This is a genomic window from Pseudomonas pisciculturae (assembly GCF_015461805.1).
GTDB classification, from domain to species: domain Bacteria; phylum Pseudomonadota; class Gammaproteobacteria; order Pseudomonadales; family Pseudomonadaceae; genus Aquipseudomonas; species Aquipseudomonas pisciculturae.
Genome location: NZ_JACVZE010000007.1, coordinates 133,282 through 152,895, shown reverse-complemented (window position 1 = coordinate 152,895; position 19,614 = coordinate 133,282). Strand labels below are relative to the sequence as shown.

General features: G+C 60.4%; 17 protein-coding genes. 12 read left to right on the top strand and 5 right to left on the bottom strand.

Annotated elements, in window-relative coordinates; translation table 11 throughout:
• Window positions 1-83 precede the first annotated feature (83 nt).
• From ICY20_RS19740 to ICY20_RS19715, 6 genes are read left to right on the top strand one after another with little or no spacing between them, the layout of a single operon-like run.
• Window positions 84-776, top strand: coding sequence for an RDD family protein (locus tag ICY20_RS19740; RefSeq protein ID WP_159955482.1), 693 nt, complete (start codon window positions 84-86; stop codon window positions 774-776).
• On the top strand, window positions 773-1,753 hold the full coding sequence (locus tag ICY20_RS19735) for a stage II sporulation protein M (RefSeq protein WP_194938402.1): 981 nt from the start codon (window positions 773-775) through the stop codon (window positions 1,751-1,753). Before ICY20_RS19740 ends, ICY20_RS19735 begins: the two co-directional genes overlap by 4 nt.
• The gene (locus ICY20_RS19730; RefSeq protein ID WP_159955478.1) at window positions 1,740-3,257 is read left to right on the top strand and encodes a DUF4129 domain-containing protein; all 1,518 of its coding nucleotides are present in this window, start codon (window positions 1,740-1,742) and stop codon (window positions 3,255-3,257) included. Before ICY20_RS19735 ends, ICY20_RS19730 begins: the two co-directional genes overlap by 14 nt.
• Window positions 3,254-4,411, top strand: a complete 1,158-nt coding sequence (locus ICY20_RS19725) for a DUF4350 domain-containing protein (RefSeq protein WP_159955476.1) — start codon at window positions 3,254-3,256, stop codon at window positions 4,409-4,411. Before ICY20_RS19730 ends, ICY20_RS19725 begins: the two co-directional genes overlap by 4 nt.
• Entirely contained in the window at window positions 4,408-5,403 is a 996-nt protein-coding gene (locus ICY20_RS19720) for an AAA family ATPase (RefSeq protein ID WP_194938401.1), read from the top strand. The genes ICY20_RS19725 and ICY20_RS19720 overlap by 4 nt, the downstream gene beginning before the upstream one ends.
• Window positions 5,404-5,410: 7 nt before the next feature.
• Window positions 5,411-6,742 carry a DUF58 domain-containing protein gene (locus ICY20_RS19715; protein ID WP_194938400.1) on the top strand — a complete coding sequence of 444 codons (1,332 nt, stop codon included), beginning with the start codon at window positions 5,411-5,413 and terminating at the stop codon, window positions 6,740-6,742.
• Window positions 6,743-6,805: 63 nt separating this feature from the next.
• Here ICY20_RS19715 and ICY20_RS19710 read toward each other — a convergent pair whose 3' ends face one another.
• Window positions 6,806-7,165 (bottom strand): PilZ domain-containing protein, encoded by a 360-nt coding sequence (locus tag ICY20_RS19710; RefSeq protein WP_159955470.1) that lies wholly within the window; start codon window positions 7,163-7,165, stop codon window positions 6,806-6,808.
• A 226-nt stretch (window positions 7,166-7,391) separates the two neighbouring features.
• Window positions 7,392-7,766 (bottom strand): tol-pal system YbgF family protein, encoded by a 375-nt coding sequence (locus ICY20_RS19705; RefSeq protein WP_159955468.1) that lies wholly within the window; start codon window positions 7,764-7,766, stop codon window positions 7,392-7,394.
• A 173-nt stretch (window positions 7,767-7,939) separates the two neighbouring features.
• Between ICY20_RS19705 and pyk the strand changes: the two genes are divergently transcribed.
• Window positions 7,940-9,391 (top strand): pyruvate kinase, encoded by a 1,452-nt coding sequence (gene pyk, locus ICY20_RS19700; RefSeq protein WP_194938399.1) that lies wholly within the window; start codon window positions 7,940-7,942, stop codon window positions 9,389-9,391.
• Window positions 9,392-9,566: 175 nt separating this feature from the next.
• On the opposite strand, the gene ICY20_RS19695 is transcribed toward pyk, so the two are convergent.
• Entirely contained in the window at window positions 9,567-10,316 is a 750-nt protein-coding gene (locus ICY20_RS19695) for an enoyl-CoA hydratase-related protein (RefSeq protein WP_194938398.1), read from the bottom strand.
• 30 nt (window positions 10,317-10,346) lie between these two features.
• Window positions 10,347-11,279 carry an iron-sulfur-binding ferredoxin reductase gene (locus tag ICY20_RS19690; protein WP_194938397.1) on the bottom strand — a complete coding sequence of 311 codons (933 nt, stop codon included), beginning with the start codon at window positions 11,277-11,279 and terminating at the stop codon, window positions 10,347-10,349.
• Window positions 11,280-11,496: 217 nt separating this feature from the next.
• Between ICY20_RS19690 and ICY20_RS19685 the strand changes: the two genes are divergently transcribed.
• The 4 genes from ICY20_RS19685 (at window position 11,497) to ICY20_RS19670 (ending at window position 17,809) form a co-directional block, all read left to right on the top strand.
• Window positions 11,497-13,020 carry a fumarate hydratase gene (locus ICY20_RS19685; protein ID WP_016971118.1) on the top strand — a complete coding sequence of 508 codons (1,524 nt, stop codon included), beginning with the start codon at window positions 11,497-11,499 and terminating at the stop codon, window positions 13,018-13,020.
• A gap of 87 nt (window positions 13,021-13,107) precedes the next feature.
• Window positions 13,108-14,874, top strand: coding sequence for a sensor histidine kinase (locus ICY20_RS19680; protein WP_194938396.1), 1,767 nt, complete (start codon window positions 13,108-13,110; stop codon window positions 14,872-14,874).
• Window positions 14,868-16,193, top strand: coding sequence for a sigma-54-dependent transcriptional regulator (locus ICY20_RS19675; RefSeq protein WP_159955458.1), 1,326 nt, complete (start codon window positions 14,868-14,870; stop codon window positions 16,191-16,193). The genes ICY20_RS19680 and ICY20_RS19675 overlap by 7 nt, the downstream gene beginning before the upstream one ends.
• Window positions 16,194-16,489: 296 nt before the next feature.
• The gene (locus ICY20_RS19670; RefSeq protein ID WP_159955456.1) at window positions 16,490-17,809 is read left to right on the top strand and encodes an MFS transporter; all 1,320 of its coding nucleotides are present in this window, start codon (window positions 16,490-16,492) and stop codon (window positions 17,807-17,809) included.
• Window positions 17,810-17,994: 185 nt separating this feature from the next.
• Here ICY20_RS19670 and ICY20_RS19665 read toward each other — a convergent pair whose 3' ends face one another.
• Complete coding sequence (locus ICY20_RS19665; RefSeq protein ID WP_194938395.1) at window positions 17,995-18,750, bottom strand: COG4705 family protein; 756 nt, start codon at window positions 18,748-18,750, stop codon at window positions 17,995-17,997.
• Between the two features lie 166 nt (window positions 18,751-18,916).
• Between ICY20_RS19665 and ICY20_RS19660 the strand changes: the two genes are divergently transcribed.
• Window positions 18,917-19,549 carry a flavin reductase family protein gene (locus ICY20_RS19660; protein WP_159955452.1) on the top strand — a complete coding sequence of 211 codons (633 nt, stop codon included), beginning with the start codon at window positions 18,917-18,919 and terminating at the stop codon, window positions 19,547-19,549.
• Window positions 19,550-19,614: the final 65 nt, after the last annotated feature.

Sequence of the window (19,614 nt, the reverse complement as noted above, 5' to 3'; positions counted from 1 at the left end):
AGCAAAATCTTGAATGGTTGCTTCCATCGCCGACACTGCTAGCATCCCTGTCTCCCAGCCGCTCTGCACTGCCAAGGATCGCGATGCCATCAGCCCCATTGGATACCCGCTACCAGATCGAGACGCCAGAGGGCATCGACCTGCCCCTACGCCCAGCTGGCCTGGTGCCCCGCGCACTGGCCTTTGCGTTCGACCTGGGTGTACGCGGGGTGGTCATGGGAGTGCTCCTGGTGCCATTGGCGTTACTGGGCAACATTGGTATCGGCCTGGGCTCACTGTTGTTGTTCCTGGTCAGCTGGTGGTACATGGTGCTGTTCGAAGTACTCAACCAGGGGTGCTCGCCGGGCAAACAGGTCATGGGGCTGCGCGTGGTGCAAGACGACGGCACGCCTATTGGCTGGTCTGCATCGCTGATCCGCAATTTGCTGCGCTTCGTGGACATGTTGCCCTTCGGCTACTTTCTCGGCGCCATCAGTTGCCTGCAACACCCTCACTTCAAACGCCTTGGCGACCTGGCTGCTGGTACGCTGGTGATCTACCGTGAACAGCCACTGGCGCGCCCCCAGGTGCCCAAGGCTGCTGCCCTGCGCTTGCCCTTTGCACTGGAGCTGAGCGAGCAACGGGCTATCCTGGGCTTCGCGGAGCGCCAAGGTGAATTGTCCGCAGAGCGCGTCCACGAGCTGGCCTCGATCCTGGCGACTCCGTTGCAAGTCTCTCCGGCCCGCGCCGCGGAGCAACTCAATGGCGTGGCCCGTGGCCTACTGGGGCCGACATGAAACAGAGCCTGTTCGAAAGCCGTCACCAGCCCGAATGGCAAGCGTTCGCCAATCAGCTCACGCAGTTGGAACAAGGCAAGGTCAAGGCCAGTGACGTTGCCGATTTCCCTCATCAATACCGACGGCTGTGCCAACACCTCGCCCTGTCTCAAGAGCGCGGCTATAGCAGTTACCTGGTAGACCCACTGCAACAACTGGCTCTGCGTGGCCATCAACAGATGTACCGCCATCGCAGCCAACTGGCAGCCAATGTGCTGGGGTTCATACTGGCCGACTTCCCTCGGCTGGTGCGCGAACAGTGGCGGTTCGTGCTGATCGCCAGCCTGCTGTTTTTTGGCAGCCTGGTGGGCATAGCGTTGTTGGTCTACCTGTTTCCCGACCTCATCTACAGCATCGTCAGCGCTCAGCAGGTGGCCGAGATGCAGGGGATGTACGACCCCAATGCGAGCCGCCTGGGCCGTGCCGCCGAACGTGCATCGAGCGAAGACTGGATGATGTTTGGCTACTACGTGATGCACAACATCGGCATCGCCTTTCAGACCTTTGCCGCTGGCTTGCTGTTTGGACTGGGCAGTGTGTTTTTCCTGATTTTCAACGGCCTGATCATCGGTGCGGTTTCTGGGCACCTGACAGAAATCGGCTATGGCCAGACCTTCTGGTCGTTCGTTATCGGGCATGGCGCCTTCGAATTGACCGCTATCGCCCTGGCCGGTGCCGCAGGTTTACAACTGGGCTGGGCGCTGATTGCACCCGGGCAATTGAGGCGTAGCGAATCCTTGCGGCTGGCCGCACTCAAGAGCGTGCAGATGCTATGCGGCGTCATGATATTTCTGTTAATTGCAGCATTTATCGAGGCCTACTGGTCGTCCACCACCCAGATCGCGCCCTGGATCAAATACCTGGTGGGCGCGGTGCTTTGGTTGTTGGTGGCCGCCTACCTGACCCTTGCCGGACGGACTCGCCATGCGCCTGAGTGATGCCAGCGTAGTGATCCGTCCACGTACCTCCTGGGAAGCCATGGACCTTGGGGTATTAATGGCTCGGGAACATCGCCTGTTATTGATGAGCAGTTGGGCATTGGTGACCTTGCCGGTGTTTGTCCTGCTCACCGCATTGCTATGGAAACATCCGTCTACGGCCATGTTCCTGTTCTGGTGGTTCAAACCCGCGTTCGACCGCTTGCCTCTCTATATATTATCCAAAGCCTTGTTTGGCGAAACGCCCACTCTCAAACAGGCCGTGCGCCAATGGCCACGGCTACTGAAGGGGCAACTGCTGGCCAGCCTGACTTGGCGGCGACTGAGCCTGAGCCGCAGCTTTGTCATGCCGGTGAGTCAGCTTGAAGGCCTAAATGGCGATGCGCGGCAAAAACGTCTCGGCGTACTGCTGCAACGTAACGCCGGTGGGGCCCGCTGGCTGACCCTCATTGGCGTGCATCTGGAGATCGGCCTGTGGTTCGGCTGCATGGCACTGTTTTATCTCTTTATCCCGCAGCAGGTTGAACTGGGTTGGGACTGGCAGCGCCTGGCACTGGCTTCAAGCCCGGAAGGGTTATGGCTGGAACACCTGAGCAATGCGTTCTACGCCCTGGTCCTGATATTTTGGGAGCCTATCTATGTGGCCTGCGGGTTCAGCCTCTATCTCAATCGCCGTACCGCTTTGGAGGCCTGGGATCTGGAACTGGTCTTCCGCCGCCTTCGCCAACGCCTGAGCAGCGTGGCGCCAGTGTTACTGCTGGTAGTCGGTCTAATGCTCTCTTTCCACCCACCCGCCATGGCCGATAACGCCAAACCCCTGAGCCCTCAGAGTGCCGGTGAATCGATCAAATCATTGCTGGATAAGCCTCCTTTCAAAAATCCGGAGACCGTGACCCGCTATCGCTTCGCCGAAGAAAAACCGGCCGCTCCAAACAAAGCGCACCGTGACGGCAAACTTCCAGCCTGGCTGCAAGCGGTGCTCGACAGCCTTGACAGCAACGCCTTCAAGCATGTTGCCCAAGGCCTCGAAGTGCTCTTGTGGAGTTTGTTGGTTGTTGCCTTGGCGTTGCTGGTCTGGCGCTACCGCGATTGGCTGCACGCCTTTGTCAGCCTCCGTTCATCCCTCACCCCAAAAACGCCCAAGCCCGCGCCTACACAATTGTTCGGGCTGGAACTGGGCACCGAAACCTTTCCCGACGATATCCCCGCACTCGCCGAGCAACTGTGGCCTACCCAGCCACGGGAAGCCCTCGGCCTGCTGTATCGCGGCCTGCTGAGCAAGTTGTTGCATGACTTCAACGTGCCACTTAAAAGCGCCGACACGGAAGGCCAGATCCTGGACCGTGTTCACCTGTTGCAACAACCGCAACTGCTGGCCTTCAGCGATGAGCTGACCCGACACTGGCGAAATCTTGCCTATGGCCATCACCTCCCCCCTGCTTCTGCCCAGCAAAAACTATGCAGCGATTGGCGCGCTCTGTTCAGTTCGGGGAGCGCGCAATGAACCGCCTGTTACTGTGGGTCGGCCTGCTGTTGATAGGCCTGTTGGGGGCGGGTGCCTTCTACGCCTGGCATAAAGCCATTCCCTATGAAGAAGTGATCGACCGTGGCCCTTCCCCGCAAGCCGTGGCGAATGTCTACCTGGCGGCCGAGCAATTCCTCAGCCAGCAAGGGTTGACCGTAGAACATGCCAGTAGCCTTGAGCGACTCACTACCCTGCCCCCAAGCGGCAACAGCCTCTTATTACTGGGCGAACGCAGCAACATGTCGCCTCGCCAAGTCGAGCAACTACTGCAGTGGGCCAAGGCAGGCGGCCATCTGTTGTTGGTAGCCGAAGCACTGTGGGATGAAGAAACCGGTAAAAGCGGCGATTTGCTGCTGGATCGTCTGCATATCCACCAGGTCTTGAGTGATGAGCCCGACGATCCTGCAACGGCGCGGAAAAAGAAAGCACCGGACCTCACCAAGCTGTACGTCGACAATGAAACCCCGCCGGCCTATTTCAGCTTCGACACCGACTTCAACCTCACCGACCCCAGGCACCTGGCGCAATTTTCAGCCAACAGCGCCAACTCAAGCCACCTGATGCAACTCAACCTCGGAAACGGTCGCGTGACGGTTATCACCGACAGCGACCTGTGGAAAAACGCCAATATCGGCAAACACGACAACGCCTGGCTGCTGTGGTATTTGGGCCAGGGCACAGCGGTAACCTTGCTGTTCAACAGCGACGTGGATGATCTGCTCACCCTGCTGATCCGCTACTTCCCCCAGGCCTTGGTAGCACTCATTGCCTTGATCGGTCTCGCTCTCTGGCACGTCGGCATGCGCCAAGGCCCGATCCAGGCACCGGCCCCCAAGGCCCGCAGGCAGTTACAGGAACATTTGAAAGCGAGCGCCGATTTCCTGCTGCGCCATAACGGTCAGGGCACACTGCTGCATGCCTTGCAGCGCGACATCCTGCGTGCAGCCCGACGCCGCCATCCCGGTTTTGAACACCTCGATAACGCGCAGCAGTGGCAGGCGCTTGAGCACCTGACCCATCAACCCTCTCATGTCATCAGCCAGGCCCTCGGCCCACTCCCGACGAAACGGCTTTCCAGCGCCGATTTCAGCCGGCAGGTGGCATGCCTGCAAACCCTCAGGAATGCCCTATGAATGAATTTCCAACGGCGACTGCCCTGACCAGCGAAACCCTGCAACGTGCTAGCCAGCAAGCCCGGGCCCTGCGTGCTGAGCTACGCAAAGCTGTGATTGGCCAGGACCAAGTGATCGATGATGTGCTCACCGCGCTGTTCGCTGGCGGCCATGTGCTGCTTGAAGGCGTGCCTGGCCTGGGCAAGACCTTGCTGGTACGTGCCTTGGCGCGGTGTTTCGACGGTGACTTCGCACGTATTCAGTTCACTCCGGACCTGATGCCCAGTGATGTCACCGGCCACGCGGTCTACGACCTGCACACCGAGCAATTCAAACTGCGTAAAGGGCCGGTATTCACTCACTTGTTGCTGGCAGACGAAATCAACCGAGCCCCGGCCAAGACCCAGGCCGCCTTGCTTGAAGCCATGCAGGAACGGCAAGTAACCCTTGAAGGCGAGGCGCTGCCCATCGGCCAACCCTTCATGGTTCTGGCGACTCAGAATCCGATCGAACAGGAGGGTACCTACCCACTGCCAGAAGCGGAACTGGACCGCTTTATGCTCAAGGTGCGCATGGATTATCCCGATGCGCAGCAGGAGTTGGAAATGGTACGTGAAGTGACCCGTTCGTCCCGGGCCGACATGCTGGATGTGCATCCGCTGCGCACGGTGCTCCAGGCTCAAGATGTACTGCAACTGCAACAGATCACCAGCGAGTTGGCCTTGGATGAACAAGTACTCGACTATGCCGTACGCCTCGCGCGCGCAACCCGCAGTTGGCCAGGGCTGGCCATCGGCGCCGGCCCCCGGGCGTCCATCGCGTTGGTGCGTGGCGCCCGCGCCCGCGCGCTGCTGCGCGGTGGCGAATTCGTCACGCCGGATGACATCAAGGGTTGCGCGCTTGCCGTACTGCGTCATCGGGTGCGAATCGCGCCAGAATTGGACATTGACGGGCTGGAAGTCGACCAAGTGCTACAACAGTTGCTTGATCAGATACCAGCGCCCCGACAATGAGTCGTCCATGAAACCCACCCGTCTACTGCTGAACTGGCTCGGCGTACTGCTGGGCCTGAACATTTTGCTCGGCGCTGCGGCAGCGTTGCAGTTAAAAGTGCCCGAAACCGTGCATTCAGTAGCGTGGGGATTGCTGCTGGCACTGGCGCTGCTGGCCATGCTGGACGCCTTACGCCTGCGTCGCCGGCCACCTGTGCGAGTGCACCGGCACATGCCTGGCAGCCTGGCACTGGGTCGGTGGGGCGAAGTGCGCCTCACACTGGAGCACGACAATCTGCAGCCAATGACGGTACAGGTGCTCGACCACGTTCCCGACGGGCTCACCGTGGAGAACCTGCCCCAGTCCATCGAACTGCGCCCGGGTGAACGCAGCGAACTGGGCTATCGCTTGCGCCCAGTGCAGCGCGGGCATTTCAGTTTCAACCGCTGCGAAGTCCACCTGCCCAGCCCTTTGGGGCTGTGGTCGGCGCGGCGTTTTATCGAGGTCAGCGACGCCACGCGCGTCTACCCTGACTTTGCTCGACTGTATGGGGCACAGCTACTGGGGGTGGATAACTGGCTGAGCCAACTGGGGGTACGACAACACCAGCGGCGTGGTCTGGGCCTGGAATTTCATCAATTGCGTGAATTTCGCGAGGGCGACAGCCTGCGCCAGATCGACTGGAAGGCCACCGCGCGCCAGCGCACGCCGATCGCCAGGGAATACCAGGACGAGCGTGACCAGCAGATCGTGTTCATGCTCGATTGCGGCCGCCGCATGCGCAGCCAGGATGACGAGTTGTCACACTTTGACCACGCTCTCAACGCCTGCCTGCTGCTGAGCTATGTTGCCTTGCGCCAAGGCGATGCCGTGGGGTTGTGCACCTTCGCTGGCGAGCAACCGCGCTACTTGGCGCCGGTCAAGGGCACTGGCCAATTGAATGTGCTGCTCAATGCGGTCTATGACCTGGACACCACGCGTCGAACAGCCGACTACGAGGCGGCCGCCAACCAACTACTGGCCCGGCAGAAACGCCGAGCGTTGGTGATTGTGGTAACCAACCTTCGGGATGAGGACGATGAGGCCTTATTAACAGCAGTGAATCGTATGAGCCGTCAACATCGGGTGCTGGTGGCCAGTTTGCGCGAAGAAGTACTCGATACACTGCGCCAATCCCCCGTACAAACCCTACCCGAAGCCCTGGCGTACAGCGGCACTGTCGATTACCTCAATACGCGGGACGAACTGCATGACCGTTTGAGTGCCCATGGTCTTTCAGTGCTGGACAGCTTGCCATCGGAACTTGGCGCGGCGCTGGTCACTCGCTATTTAGGTTGGAAGAAAGCCGGCGTTTTTTGAGAAAAAGAGCACACGGTCACGGTTGGGGCAATACGCCCAAACCGTGCCGACGGCGCGCTGTATCTAGGCTGAAGCCTGCAGAGGGTCAAAGCTGAAGTACTGCATCAACACATTGATCAGTTGCCCGTATTCTTTGGGCGCCTGAAGCACGCTGAAACCTGAATCATAATGTTGCGGGTTGATGTCCTCGTGGCTCCAGAGACAGGTCGCCGTGAGGTCCACTGCATGGAAGGTGCCATCAACGCCAGGAATCTTCAAGCGCAGCTCGAAGTCCGCATCAACCATCATGGGCAATTGGCTAATGAGCATCAGCCCCTCATCAGACACATTGCCCAAAAAGCCAATGGGTTTGTCGGTGAAGCGGTTAAACACTTGCAGGAAGTAAGGTAGCTGGTGCCGCTCGATCCGTCGGTCGGTAAACATGGTGAGATCGCCATCCTGTGGCCATGACTCTGGCCGTGCCAGTCATTCGGAACGAGTAAAAAGCCCTCGCTCTCCCTGGATCTCGGTGTGACGAAAGACAACGCTTTGCCACTAACTATCTGCCGAATCCGGGCCCTGCATTCGTTCGAATAAAAACTTGTACAAACGAACGTTCAAAGAATAGCCCAAGACTGGCATCAGGCCAGCTATGAAATGACGAATATCATCACAAAGACGCTGGACGCGGTTGAGCGACCCTCGCGCCGGGGTAGTGCCCCAGTTGTTGCAGGGTGTCGAGCCGTGCGCGGGCACGATAGGCATACTCGCTCGATGGGTACTGATTGATGATGAATTGGTAGGTTTGGGCCGCGTCCACAAACAGTTTTTGCCGCTCAAGGCACTGCCCGCGCAACATCGAAACCTCCGGCTGCACATAACGCCGCGTGCGGCTCTCGCGGTCAACCTGGGACAACTCCAGGGTCACACGTTCGCAATCACCGACCTTATAAGCGCGGTAGGCGTTGTTCAAATGGTGGTCCATCGACCAACGGGTACAGCCGACAACACTGACGGCCAGGGCAGCAACGAGCAAAATTCGCATGAGGGTTCTCCTGTCTTGTGCAATGTATCGACCCCTCGTCAAAAATCTTCAAGGTTGTTCGCAATCAGCCGCAGCGAAAACAAGTCAATCGTCGATAAGTAGTGCAAACGAACAATGACTACAACGAAAGAGCATAGTAGCCTTCCTCAGCGCTTGAACTCAGGAGTCTGTGCATGTCCGTCCGTCGTACCAAAATCGTCGCCACCCTTGGCCCGGCCAGCAACTCGCCGGAAGTCCTCGAACAGCTGATTCTGGCTGGTTTGGACGTTGCCCGTCTGAACTTCTCCCACGGCACCCCGGACGAGCACAAGGCTCGTGCCAAGCTGGTGCGTGACCTGGCTGCCAAGCACGGCCGCTTCGTGGCACTGCTGGGTGACCTGCAAGGCCCGAAAATCCGTATCGCCAAATTCGCCAACAAGCGTATCGAGCTGAAGATCGGTGACAAGTTCACCTTCTCCACCAGCCACCCGCTGACCGAAGGCACCCAGGACGTTGTGGGTATCGACTACCCGGACCTGGTCAAAGACTGCGGCGTCGGTGATGAACTGCTGCTCGATGACGGCCGCGTTGTGATGCGTGTCGACACCGCCACCGTCACTGAACTGAACTGCACCGTGATCATCGGCGGCCCGCTGTCGGACCACAAAGGCATCAACCGTCGCGGTGGTGGCCTGACCGCTCCAGCCCTGACTGAAAAAGACAAAGCCGACATCAAGCTCGCCGCCGAAATGGAAGTGGACTACCTCGCCGTGTCCTTCCCTCGCGACGCAGCCGACATGGAATACGCCCGTAAACTGCGCGACGAAGCCGGCGGCACTGCCTGGTTGGTGGCGAAGATTGAACGCGCCGAAGCCGTGGCCAACGACGAAACCCTCGACGGCCTGATCAAGGCTTCCGATGCCGTGATGGTTGCTCGTGGCGACCTGGGCGTTGAAATCGGTGACGCCGAGCTGATCGGTATCCAGAAGAAGATCATCCTGCACGCACGCCGTCACAACAAAGCGGTGATCGTGGCGACCCAGATGATGGAGTCGATGATCCAGAACCCGATGCCGACCCGTGCCGAAGTGTCCGACGTGGCCAACGCCGTGCTCGACTACACCGACGCCGTGATGCTCTCGGCTGAAAGTGCTGCTGGCCCATACCCGCTGGAAGCGGTGCAGGCGATGGCGCGTATCTGCATCGGCGCTGAAAAGCACCCTACCAGCAAGACCTCCAGCCACCGTATCGGCAAAGAGTTCGAAAGCTGCGACCAAAGCATCGCCTTGGCCGCCATGTACACGGCTAACCATTTCCCTGGCGTTAAAGCGATCATCGCCTTGACCGAAAGTGGTTACACGCCGTTGATCATGTCGCGCATCCGTTCCTCGGTGCCAATCTACGCGTTCACCCCGCACCGCGAAGCCCAGGCCCGCGCAGCGATGTTCCGTGGCGTGTACACCATCCCGTTCGACCCGGCTTCGCTGGCACCTAACGAAGTCAGCCAGGCGGCCATCGATGAGTTGGTCAAACGCGGCGTCGTGGAAAAAGGCGACTGGGTCATCCTGACCAAGGGCGACAGCTACCACACCACGGGTGGCACCAACGGCATGAAGATCCTGCATGTGGGCGACCCACAGGTCTGAGTGACGCGCTGAAAATAAAAAGCCCCGACTGGTTCGGGGCTTTTTTATGCCTGATAGTTTTGTGGGGCAGGTCGGCCCTCATCGGGGGCAAGCCCCCTCCCACCTTTAATTGGCGGCGCCCTCAAAATGTGGGAGGGGGCTTGCCCCCGATGAGGGCCGACCTGCCACCACACCTTCACCGCCGAGTGATAAAAGCAGACAACGCCGCCACCGCCTCCGGCGACCTCAACCGCTGGGTAAACAGCGCCCCCTCTTCCTCAATCACCTGCCGCAATTGCTCACGATCCACGTTCTTCATCAGTTGCTTGGTCACCTGCACCGCCCCCGGCGCCAACGCTTCAAAACGCCCAGCCACTTCCCGCGCCTTGGCCAACGCCGCTTCACCGCTGCCCAACGCCTCGGTGGCAATGCCCCAAGCCGCCGCCTGCTCGCCGGTAAAGCCTTCGCCCAACAGCAACAGTTCAGCCGCCTTCGCATGCCCCAGCAAGCGCGGCAAAATCAGGCTAGAACCAAATTCAGGACACAGCCCCAGGTTGACGAACGGCATCCGCAAACGCGCATCGCGGCTGACATAGACCAAATCGCAATGCAGCAGCAGCGTCGTGCCGATGCCTACCGCGGCTCCCGCCACAGCGGCAATCACCGGTTTTCGGCAGTTGAGCAGGCTCTTCATAAAGTGAAAGGGCGGGCTGTCGAGGTCACTGGGCGGTTGCTCAAGAAAGTCGCCAATGTCGTTGCCAGCCGTGAAGCAATCAGCGCTGCCGTGGATCAGCACCGCAGTCACACCTGAATCGGCATCAGCCAGCTCAAGCGCCTCAGCCAGGTGGTTGTACATGGCACGGGTCAGGGCGTTTTTCTTGTCCGGGCGGTTGAGCTGCAAGGTCAGCAGCCCGCCGTCGCGGTGCTGCAAAATGGCATCGGTCATGGCGAATCTCGCGACTGTGGAATTCAGCGCTCAACCACGGGGCAGGAACACATCGGCCAGCAGTTGATTGCGCGGCAGTCCCGCCAGGAACAGGCGCTTGGAAAAGGCCTCGACGTGGGCGGGGTGTCCGCAGAGTAAGGCCAGCGTTTGCCGCGAAACAAGCCGCAGTTGTGCCAATGCCTGGGCCGCGTCCGCCGCTGTCCACAGCTCCACCGATACGTTTGAATGCTGCGCAGCCAACTGCGTCAGGGGTTCGGCCAGATAATGCCCGCCCGCATCATGGGCCAGGTGAATCACACGAATGTCGCCCTGATGATTCTGGCGCAAAGCCTCGCGCAATACCCCCCAAAGAGGACCAAGCCCAGTACCGGACGCCAATAACCAAAGCGGTCGGGCTTGCCAGTCCGGGTCATATTGCAACGCGCCACCACGCAGTTCACCCAGGCGCAAACGGTCGCCAACCTGCAACTGCCGAGCACGATCGCTGAATTCGCCGGGCAGCCGGCAATCGAGGTGAAACTCCAGAAACGGATCTTCCTGGGGCAAGCTCGCCAGCGAATACGGCCGCGCCACTTTGTCTGCCCACAACACCAGGTGCTGACCGGCGCGGTAACGCAGACCACGTTCCGGTTGCAGGCGCAGGCGCAGCACCGTCGGACTCAACCAATCGAGCCCCACCACTTGCGCCGCCAGACCGTCACGCGTCGGGTCAAAGGTCTCGACCCGCACATCCCCGCTGACTTGGCACTGGCATGCCAGCCTCCAGCCCTCCTGGCGCTGCGCGGGGCTCAAGGCATCGGGCTGCTTGTCCTCAAGGTCACCCTGGCACCGCACCAGGCACGCATGACAACTGCCGGCACGGCAACTGTAGGGCACGGCCACACCCGCCAGGTTCAGCGCATCCAGCAGGTTGCTGCCGGTGGCGACCGACCAATGGTGTTCGCCGACGTGCAGTTCAGGCATATAAAGGTCTCAATCACCGGGGATGGGCACAGGGAATCATGCCTGCGACAGTTTGACCATAGTCGGGTGTATCGGCCACCGCGTCGGGTTATACTGCCGCGCCTTTTTAGCGTCGCGCCTGCATCAATGGCGTGCCTTGGAAAGGTGGTTTCAGCCGACCGATGCACCCAACTGAAGCCACCTTTATTGAATGTTCCCTTATAGAGGAGCGCGACTCATGACCGTGATCAAGCAAGACGACCTGATTCAGAGCGTTGCCGACGCCCTGCAATTCATTTCCTACTACCACCCCGTTGATTTCATCCAGGCCATGCACGAAGCCTACCTGCGCGAAGAATCGCCAGCGGCCCGTGACTCCATCGCCCAGATCCTGATCAACTCGCGCATGTGCGCCACCGGCCACCGCCCGATCTGCCAGGACACCGGTATCGTCACCGTGTTCGTGCGCGTAGGCATGGACGTACGTTGGGATGGCGCCACCATGGGCCTGGACGACATGATCAACGAAGGCGTGCGTCGCGCCTACAACCTGCCGGAAAACGTCCTGCGTGCATCCATCCTGGCCGACCCGGCAGGCGCGCGTAAAAACACCAAGGACAACACCCCTGCGGTCATCCACTACTCCATCGTCCCGGGTAACACCGTGGAAGTGGACGTGGCGGCCAAGGGCGGCGGTTCCGAGAACAAGTCGAAAATGGCCATGCTCAACCCGTCCGACTCGATCGTTGACTGGGTTCTGAAGACCGTTCCGACCATGGGCGCCGGCTGGTGCCCACCGGGCATGCTGGGCATCGGCATCGGCGGCACCGCCGAGAAAGCCGCGGTGATGGCCAAGGAAGTGTTGATGGAGTCCATCGACATTCACGAGCTGAAAAAGCGCGGCCCGCAGAACCGTATCGAAGAGATGCGCCTGGAGCTGTTCGAGAAGGTCAACCAACTGGGCATCGGCGCCCAGGGCCTGGGTGGCCTGACCACCGTGCTCGACGTGAAGATCATGGACTACCCAACCCACGCAGCCTCCTTGCCGGTGTGCATGATCCCCAACTGCGCCGCCACCCGTCACGCACACTTTGTGCTCGACGGCTCGGGCCCGGCCTCGCTGGAAGCGCCACCGTTGGACGCCTACCCGGAAATCGTCTGGGAAGCCGGCCCATCGGCCCGTCGCGTCAACCTCGACACCCTGACCCCGGAAGAAGTGCAGAGCTGGCAGCCGGGCGAAACCGTGTTGCTCAACGGCAAGATGCTCACCGGTCGCGACGCCGCGCACAAGCGCATGGTCGAGATGCTGAACAAGGGCGAAACCCTGCCGGTAGACCTCAAGGGTCGCTTTATCTACTACGTCGGCCCGGTTGATCCGGTACGCGAAGAAGTGGTTGGCCCTGCTGGCCCGACCACCGCCACGCGGATGGACAAGTTCACCCGTCAGATCCTGGAGCAAACCGGCCTGCTGGGCATGATCGGCAAATCCGAGCGCGGCCCAACTGCGATCGAAGCGATCAAGGACCACAAGGCCGTGTACCTGATGGCTGTCGGCGGTGCTGCTTACCTGGTGGCGCAAGCCATCAAGAAGTCTCGCGTTGTCGCATTCGCCGAGCTGGGCATGGAAGCGATCTACGAGTTCGACGTCAAAGACATGCCTGTGACTGTTGCAGTCGACAGCAAGGGCGAGTCGGTACACATCACTGGCCCTGCCATCTGGCAGAAAAAGATCAGTGAAAGCCTGGCGGTAGAAGTGCAGTAAAAGGCAACAACAACCAATGTGGGAGGGAGCAACCCCCCTCCCACAATGGTATGGTGCACTCCCCTTACTGCGCCTGTTCATCACCGTATGATCGTGATCCCCCGCCCCCTGCGCCTGACCTTCTATTCCTTGCTGATCATCGCCGGCGCACTGCTGGCCGCAGCCTTGGCCACCCGCCACGCCGAACGCCAAGCCCTGGTAGACGACGCCGCCCGTGCCAATCAGCAGCTCGCGCTGTACGCCAATTCCCTGCACACCCTGATCGAACGCTACCGCGCCCTGCCCGCCGTGCTCGCGCTGGACTCGGAAATGATCAGCGCATTAAAGGGCCCGTTGGATGCCACCACCCAGGATGTGCTCAATCGCAAACTGGAGCGCATCAACGGCGCCGCACAATCTTCAACGCTGGAACTGATGGACCACACCGGCCTCGCCGTGGCGGCCAGTAACTGGAGCCTGCCCAGCAGTTATGTGGGCCACAACTATGCGTTCCGGCCGTATTTCAGCCAGACCCGCAGCCAAGGCACCGGGCGGTTCTACGCGGTGGGTGTAACCACTGGGGTTCCGGGTTATTTCCTCTCCAGCGCGGTGCTTGATGAACACGAGCAGTTCCTCGGCGCCATGGTGGTCAAGCTGGAATTCCCTGAGCTTGAACGCGAATGGGCCCAAGGCAACGACCTGCTGCTGGTCAGCGACGCGCGTGGCATCGTATTTATCGCCAATCAGCCGGGCTGGCGCTACCGCAACCTGCGGCCGCTGTCAGACACCGACCTGGCCGAGCTCAAGGCCACCCGCCAGTACGACAAGAAACAACTGCAACCGCTGGAGACCCAAACGCTGCAACGCTTCGACGACAACAGCCACCTGATGCGCGTCAACGGCCCCGACGGCAACGCCAATTACATCTGGGAATCGCTGCCGCTCAAAGCCGAAGGCTGGACCCTGCACCTGCTGCGCAAACCGCAGTTCGCCTTTGAGGACCAACGCAACGCCGGGCTCGCCGCCGCCGGCTCGTGGTTGGCGCTGGTGTTCCTGGTGTTATTCCTGACCCAACGCTGGCGCCTGGCCCGCTTGCGTCAGCGCAGCCGCGAAGAGCTTGAGCAACTGGTGGAAGAACGCACCCAAGCCCTGCGTACCGCCCAGGATGGCCTGGTGCAATCGGCCAAGCTGGCAGCGCTGGGGCAGATGTCTGCCGCCCTCGCCCATGAAATCAATCAGCCGCTGACCGCCCAACGTATGCAACTGGCGACGTTGCGCCTGCTGCTGGACCACGGCCGAGTGGACGATGCCTACAAAGCCCTCACCCCGCTGGACGAAATGCTCACGCGCATGGCCGCGCTCACCGGCCACCTCAAGACCTTCGCGCGTAAAAGCCCCAGCGGCCTGCGCGAACGGCTGGACTTGGCGTTGGTGGTCGACCAATCCTTGCATTTACTCGATGCACGCCTGCGGGATGAAGCCATCGGCGTGGTGCTCGATCTCACCCACCCAGCCTGGGTGCGCGGCGACGCGATCCGCCTGGAACAAGTGCTGATCAACCTGCTGCGCAATGCCCTCGACGCCATGGCCGACAAGCCGCGCAAACGCCTGGAAATCCGCCTGCATGCCGACCAGCAGCTGTGGCAACTGACCGTCAGCGACAGCGGCGGCGGAATTGCCGAAGAGCACCTCAACAGCGTGTTCGACCCGTTCTTCACCACCAAACCCGTGGGCGACGGGCTTGGCCTTGGGCTGGCGGTGTCCTACGCTATCGTGCATGAACTGGGCGGGCGTCTGATCGCCGGCAACCGTGGCGACGGCGCGGTGTTTACCCTCACGTTGCCCATCGCGCTGGAGACGCCCGACCTATGTTAAACGCGGTGATTGTGGTCGATGACGAAGCCAGTATTCGCACGGCCGTGGAGCAATGGCTGAGCCTGTCGGGCTTTGAAGTGCAGCTGTTCAGCCGCGCCGAGGAATGCCTGGCGCAATTGCCCAGGGACTTCCCCGGCGTGATCCTGAGCGACGTGCGCATGCCCGGCCTCAGCGGCCTGGAGTTGCTCGCCGAAGTGCAACGGCGCGATGGGGATTTGCCGGTGATCCTACTCACCGGTCACGGCGATGTGCCGATGGCGGTCGAAGCCATGCGCGATGGCGCCTACGACTTCCTGGAAAAACCCTTCAGCCCCGACGCCCTGCTCAACAGCCTAAGGCGGGCCCTGGACAAGCGCGGGCTGATCCTGGAAAACCGCCGCCTGCACCAACATGCCGACCATAAAGCCCAGTTGGAATCGAGCCTGCTCGGCGTCTCCCGAGGCCTGCAAAACCTGCGTCGCCAGGTGTTGGACCTGGCGAGCCTGCCGGTCAACGTGCTGATCCGTGGCGAAACCGGCAGCGGCAAGGAACTGGTCGCCCGCTGCCTGCACGACTTTGGCCCACGGGCGAAGAAGCCGTTCGTGGCGCTCAACTGCGCGGCGATCCCCGAGCAACTGTTTGAGGCCGAGTTGTTCGGCCATGAAAGCGGCGCGTTCACCGGCGCCCAGGGCAAGCGCATCGGCAAGCTGGAATACGCCCACGGCGGCACGCTGTTCCTCGATGAAATCGAAAGCATGCCCCTGGCCCAGCAAGTCAAACTGCTGAGGGTGTTGCAGGAGCAGAAACTCGAACGGCTGGGCTCCAATCAAAGCATTCACGTGGATCTGCGCATCATTGCCGCAACCAAACCGGACCTGCTGGAAGAAGCCCGCGCCGGACGCTTTCGCGAAGACCTGGCTTATCGACTCAACGTCGCGCAACTACGCCTGCCGCCTTTGCGCGAGCGCCGCGAAGATATCCCACTGCTGTTCGACCATTTCGCCCAGAGCGCGGGCGAACGTCTGGGCCGCAACGTTGAGCCCTTGAGCGGTGCGCAACTGGGGCGCCTGCTCAGTCACGACTGGCCGGGCAACGTGCGCGAGTTGGCCAACGTCGCCGAACGTCAGGTGCTGGGATTGGGCGAGCCGGAGCCGGAAGGTATTGAGGCTGGGCAATCGTTGGCCGCGCAGCAGGAAGCGTTCGAGGCGCATTGCCTCAAAGCGGCGCTGACCCGGCACAAGGGCGATATCAAGGCGGTGCTGGCAGAGCTGCAACTGCCACGGCGTACCTTGAATGAGAAGATGCAGCGGCATGGGTTGGTGCGGGAGATGTTTCTCTAGGCCAGTCTTTGTATGGCCTCACAGGCCTCATCGGGGGCAAGCCCCCTCCCACATTCGACCGAGTTCCAAATGTGGAATGGGGTCAAGTGTGGGAGGGGGCTTGCCCCCGATGAGGCCGGCTGCCATAAGCGGATTTCCGCTCACCACCCTCTAAATCATCAGCAACATTCCGCCTATAAAAATCCTACAACCCTTCTAGACCGGGCCTTCACCCACCTGGCACAGCTCCTGCTATAGCCCCAATCAGGCTGTGCCCCGGCACGCTCCATAAAAACAACTAAATGAAGGTTCCTTCAATGGATAACTCCAACTCCCTGCCTCTGGGGTCGGCTGCCGTGCCGGCAAAAGAGCGCACCACCTCCAGCCGCATCAAATCGATTTTCAGTGGCTCGGTCGGCAACATGGTCGAGTGGTACGACTGGTACGTCTACGCCGCTTTCTCGCTGTACTTCGCCAAAGCGTTCTTCCCCAAAGGCGACACCACCGCACAACTGCTCAACACCGCCGCGATCTTCGCCGTGGGTTTCCTGATGCGCCCCATCGGTGGCTGGCTGATGGGCCTGTACGCCGACAAGGTCGGGCGTAAAAAAGCCCTGATGGCTTCGGTCTACCTGATGTGCTTTGGCTCGCTGTTGATCGCCTTGAGCCCGGGCTATGAAATGATCGGTATCGGTGCGCCGATCCTGCTGGTGTTTGCCCGCCTGCTACAGGGCCTTTCGGTCGGCGGCGAATACGGCACCTCCGCCACCTACCTCAGTGAAATGGCGACCAAAGAGCGTCGCGGTTTCTACTCCAGCTTCCAATATGTGACCCTGATCTCCGGCCAGCTCATCGCCTTGGCAGTGCTGATCGTGCTGCAACAGGTGCTGACCACCGAGCAACTGTACGCTTGGGGCTGGCGTATCCCGTTCGCCATTGGCGCGCTGTGCGCAGTGGTCGCGCTGTACCTGCGTCGTGGCATGGAAGAAACCGAGTCATTCACCAAGAAAGAAAAGGCCAAGGAAAGCGCCATGCGCACCTTGATGCGCCACCCCAAGGAGCTGCTGACCGTGGTCGGCCTGACCATGGGCGGCACCCTGGCTTTCTATACCTACACCACCTACATGCAGAAATACCTGGTGAATACCGTCGGCATGAGCATTTCCGACTCCACCACCATTTCGGCGGCGACACTGTTTCTGTTCATGTGCCTGCAACCGATCATCGGCGGGCTGTCGGACAAGGTGGGCCGTCGGCCAATCCTGATCGCCTTCGGTATCCTCGGCACCCTGTTCACCGTGCCGATCCTCACTACCTTGCATACCATCCAGAGCTGGTGGGGTGCGTTCTTCCTGATCATGGCGGCGCTGATCATCGTCAGCGGCTATACCTCGATCAACGCGGTGGTGAAGGCTGAGCTGTTCCCGACCGAAATCCGTGCGCTGGGCGTGGGCCTGCCGTATGCGCTGACCGTGTCGATCTTCGGCGGTACGGCTGAATATATTGCGCTGTGGTTCAAGAGCATCGGCATGGAGACCGGTTATTACTGGTATGTGACCGCATGTATCGCGGTGTCGCTGGTGGTGTATGTGACCATGAAGGACACCCGCAAGCATTCGCGGATTACCACCGACTAACAGTCCTGATGCAATAAGCAATTTGAAATGGGGTCAATGTGGGAGGGGCGGTGCGACGATTCGACTTGCCCCCGATAGCAGTGTGCCAGCTGGCCAATTAGTCAACTGATCCACCGCCATCGGGGGCAAGTCGAATCGTCGCACCGCCCCTCCCACATTTGCTTTGTATAGTCTGATAAATAGGTTCAGGACAGCTCTGCTACCTCACGCCGTCCATACCGCCGCTGCGCATACGACGCCCCCGCAATCATCACCACTAGCACCGCCGCCAACACCGCCGACGAGCCAATGGTGCCGAAGTCCAGCCCACCCTTGTCATGAGGCTTGGTGAGGAAGTCCCCCAAGGTCGCGCCAAACGGCCGGGTCAACACAAACGCCACCCAGAACAACAGCACCGACGAGATCCGGGTGAAGTACTTGAGCGCCACCACGGCGGCAATGGTCGAGCCAATCAGTAAAGCGCCACCGGCGAACCCGAGCCCCGAATCATCCGCCAGGAAGTCGCCCAGCGCAGTACCCAACGTGTTGGAGAACAGGATCGCCGTCCAGTAAAACAGCTCGCCCCGGGAGGTCTGCACTTTGTTGACGTTCAGCGAATCGCCACTTAGATGCCACATGGCGAACACTATCATCAGTAGCACAATCAGGATCATCGACCCCGTCGCGTACCCCAGGCCCAAGGTGCGGTCCATGAAGTCCGACAGGGTGGTGCCGGCGGTGCTGGTGGACAGGATCACGATCCAATAAAGCACCGGGTTGTAGGTTTTCGACCACAACTGCGTCACCAACGTGACCAGGAACACGCTGATCAAGATCAACGAGCTCATGGCGTAGCCGACATTCAGGGTCATCGACAGCAAATCCCCGGCGGTTTCGCCCAGGGTGGTTGCGCAGATTTTCATGACCCAGAACGCCAGGGTGATCTGAGGAAGTTTATTCATGGGGTGGAGGGCTCCAAAGCGCAGTCATTCATTTGGGCGCAGACTGAACGTGGAGCTGTGAAAAATAGGTGGGCGCTGTATGAAAATTCCATATCGTTGATGGAAATTCGCTGCCATGCCTTGCAGTATGGCCGCTTCACCGAACTCAACCGCAGGAACCCCGGCCATGCCTGACGATATCCACTTTTACGAACCCGCCAACGGCCACGGCCTGCCCCATGACCCGTTCAACGCCATCGTCGGCCCACGGCCGATTGGTTGGATCTCGTCCCACGACAGTGATGGCCGCCTGAACCTGGCGCCCTACAGTTTTTTCAATGCGTTCAACTACATTCCGCCGATCATTGGTTTTTCCAGTGTCGGGCGCAAAGACAGCCTGAACAATATCGAACAGACCGGCGAGTTTGTGTGGAACCTCGCCACCCGCCCGTTGGCCGAGCAGATGAATCAGAGTTGTGCGGCGGTATCGCCGGACGTAAACGAATTCGAGCTGTCCGGGCTGACGCCGGTGGCTTCGAAAATCATCAGCGTGCCGCGGGTGGGCGAGAGCCCGGTGTCGTTTGAGTGCAAGGTGACGCAGATCATTCAGTTGCAGCGCGCTGACAAGGCGTTGGTGCCGAGCTGGCTGGTGCTCGGCGAGGTGGTGGCGGTGCACATTGCCAAGTGGTTGCTCAAGGATGGCATTTACGACACTGCGGCGGCTGAGCCGATCCTGCGCGGGGGCGGGCCGGCGGATTACTTCCAGTTGGGGCCGGAGGCATTGTTCAAGATGTATCGCCCAGGCGCCACAAGACCCTGACTGAAATGCGATCAAAAATGTGGGAGCGGGCTTGCTCGCGAAGGCGGTATGTCAGTCACAAATAT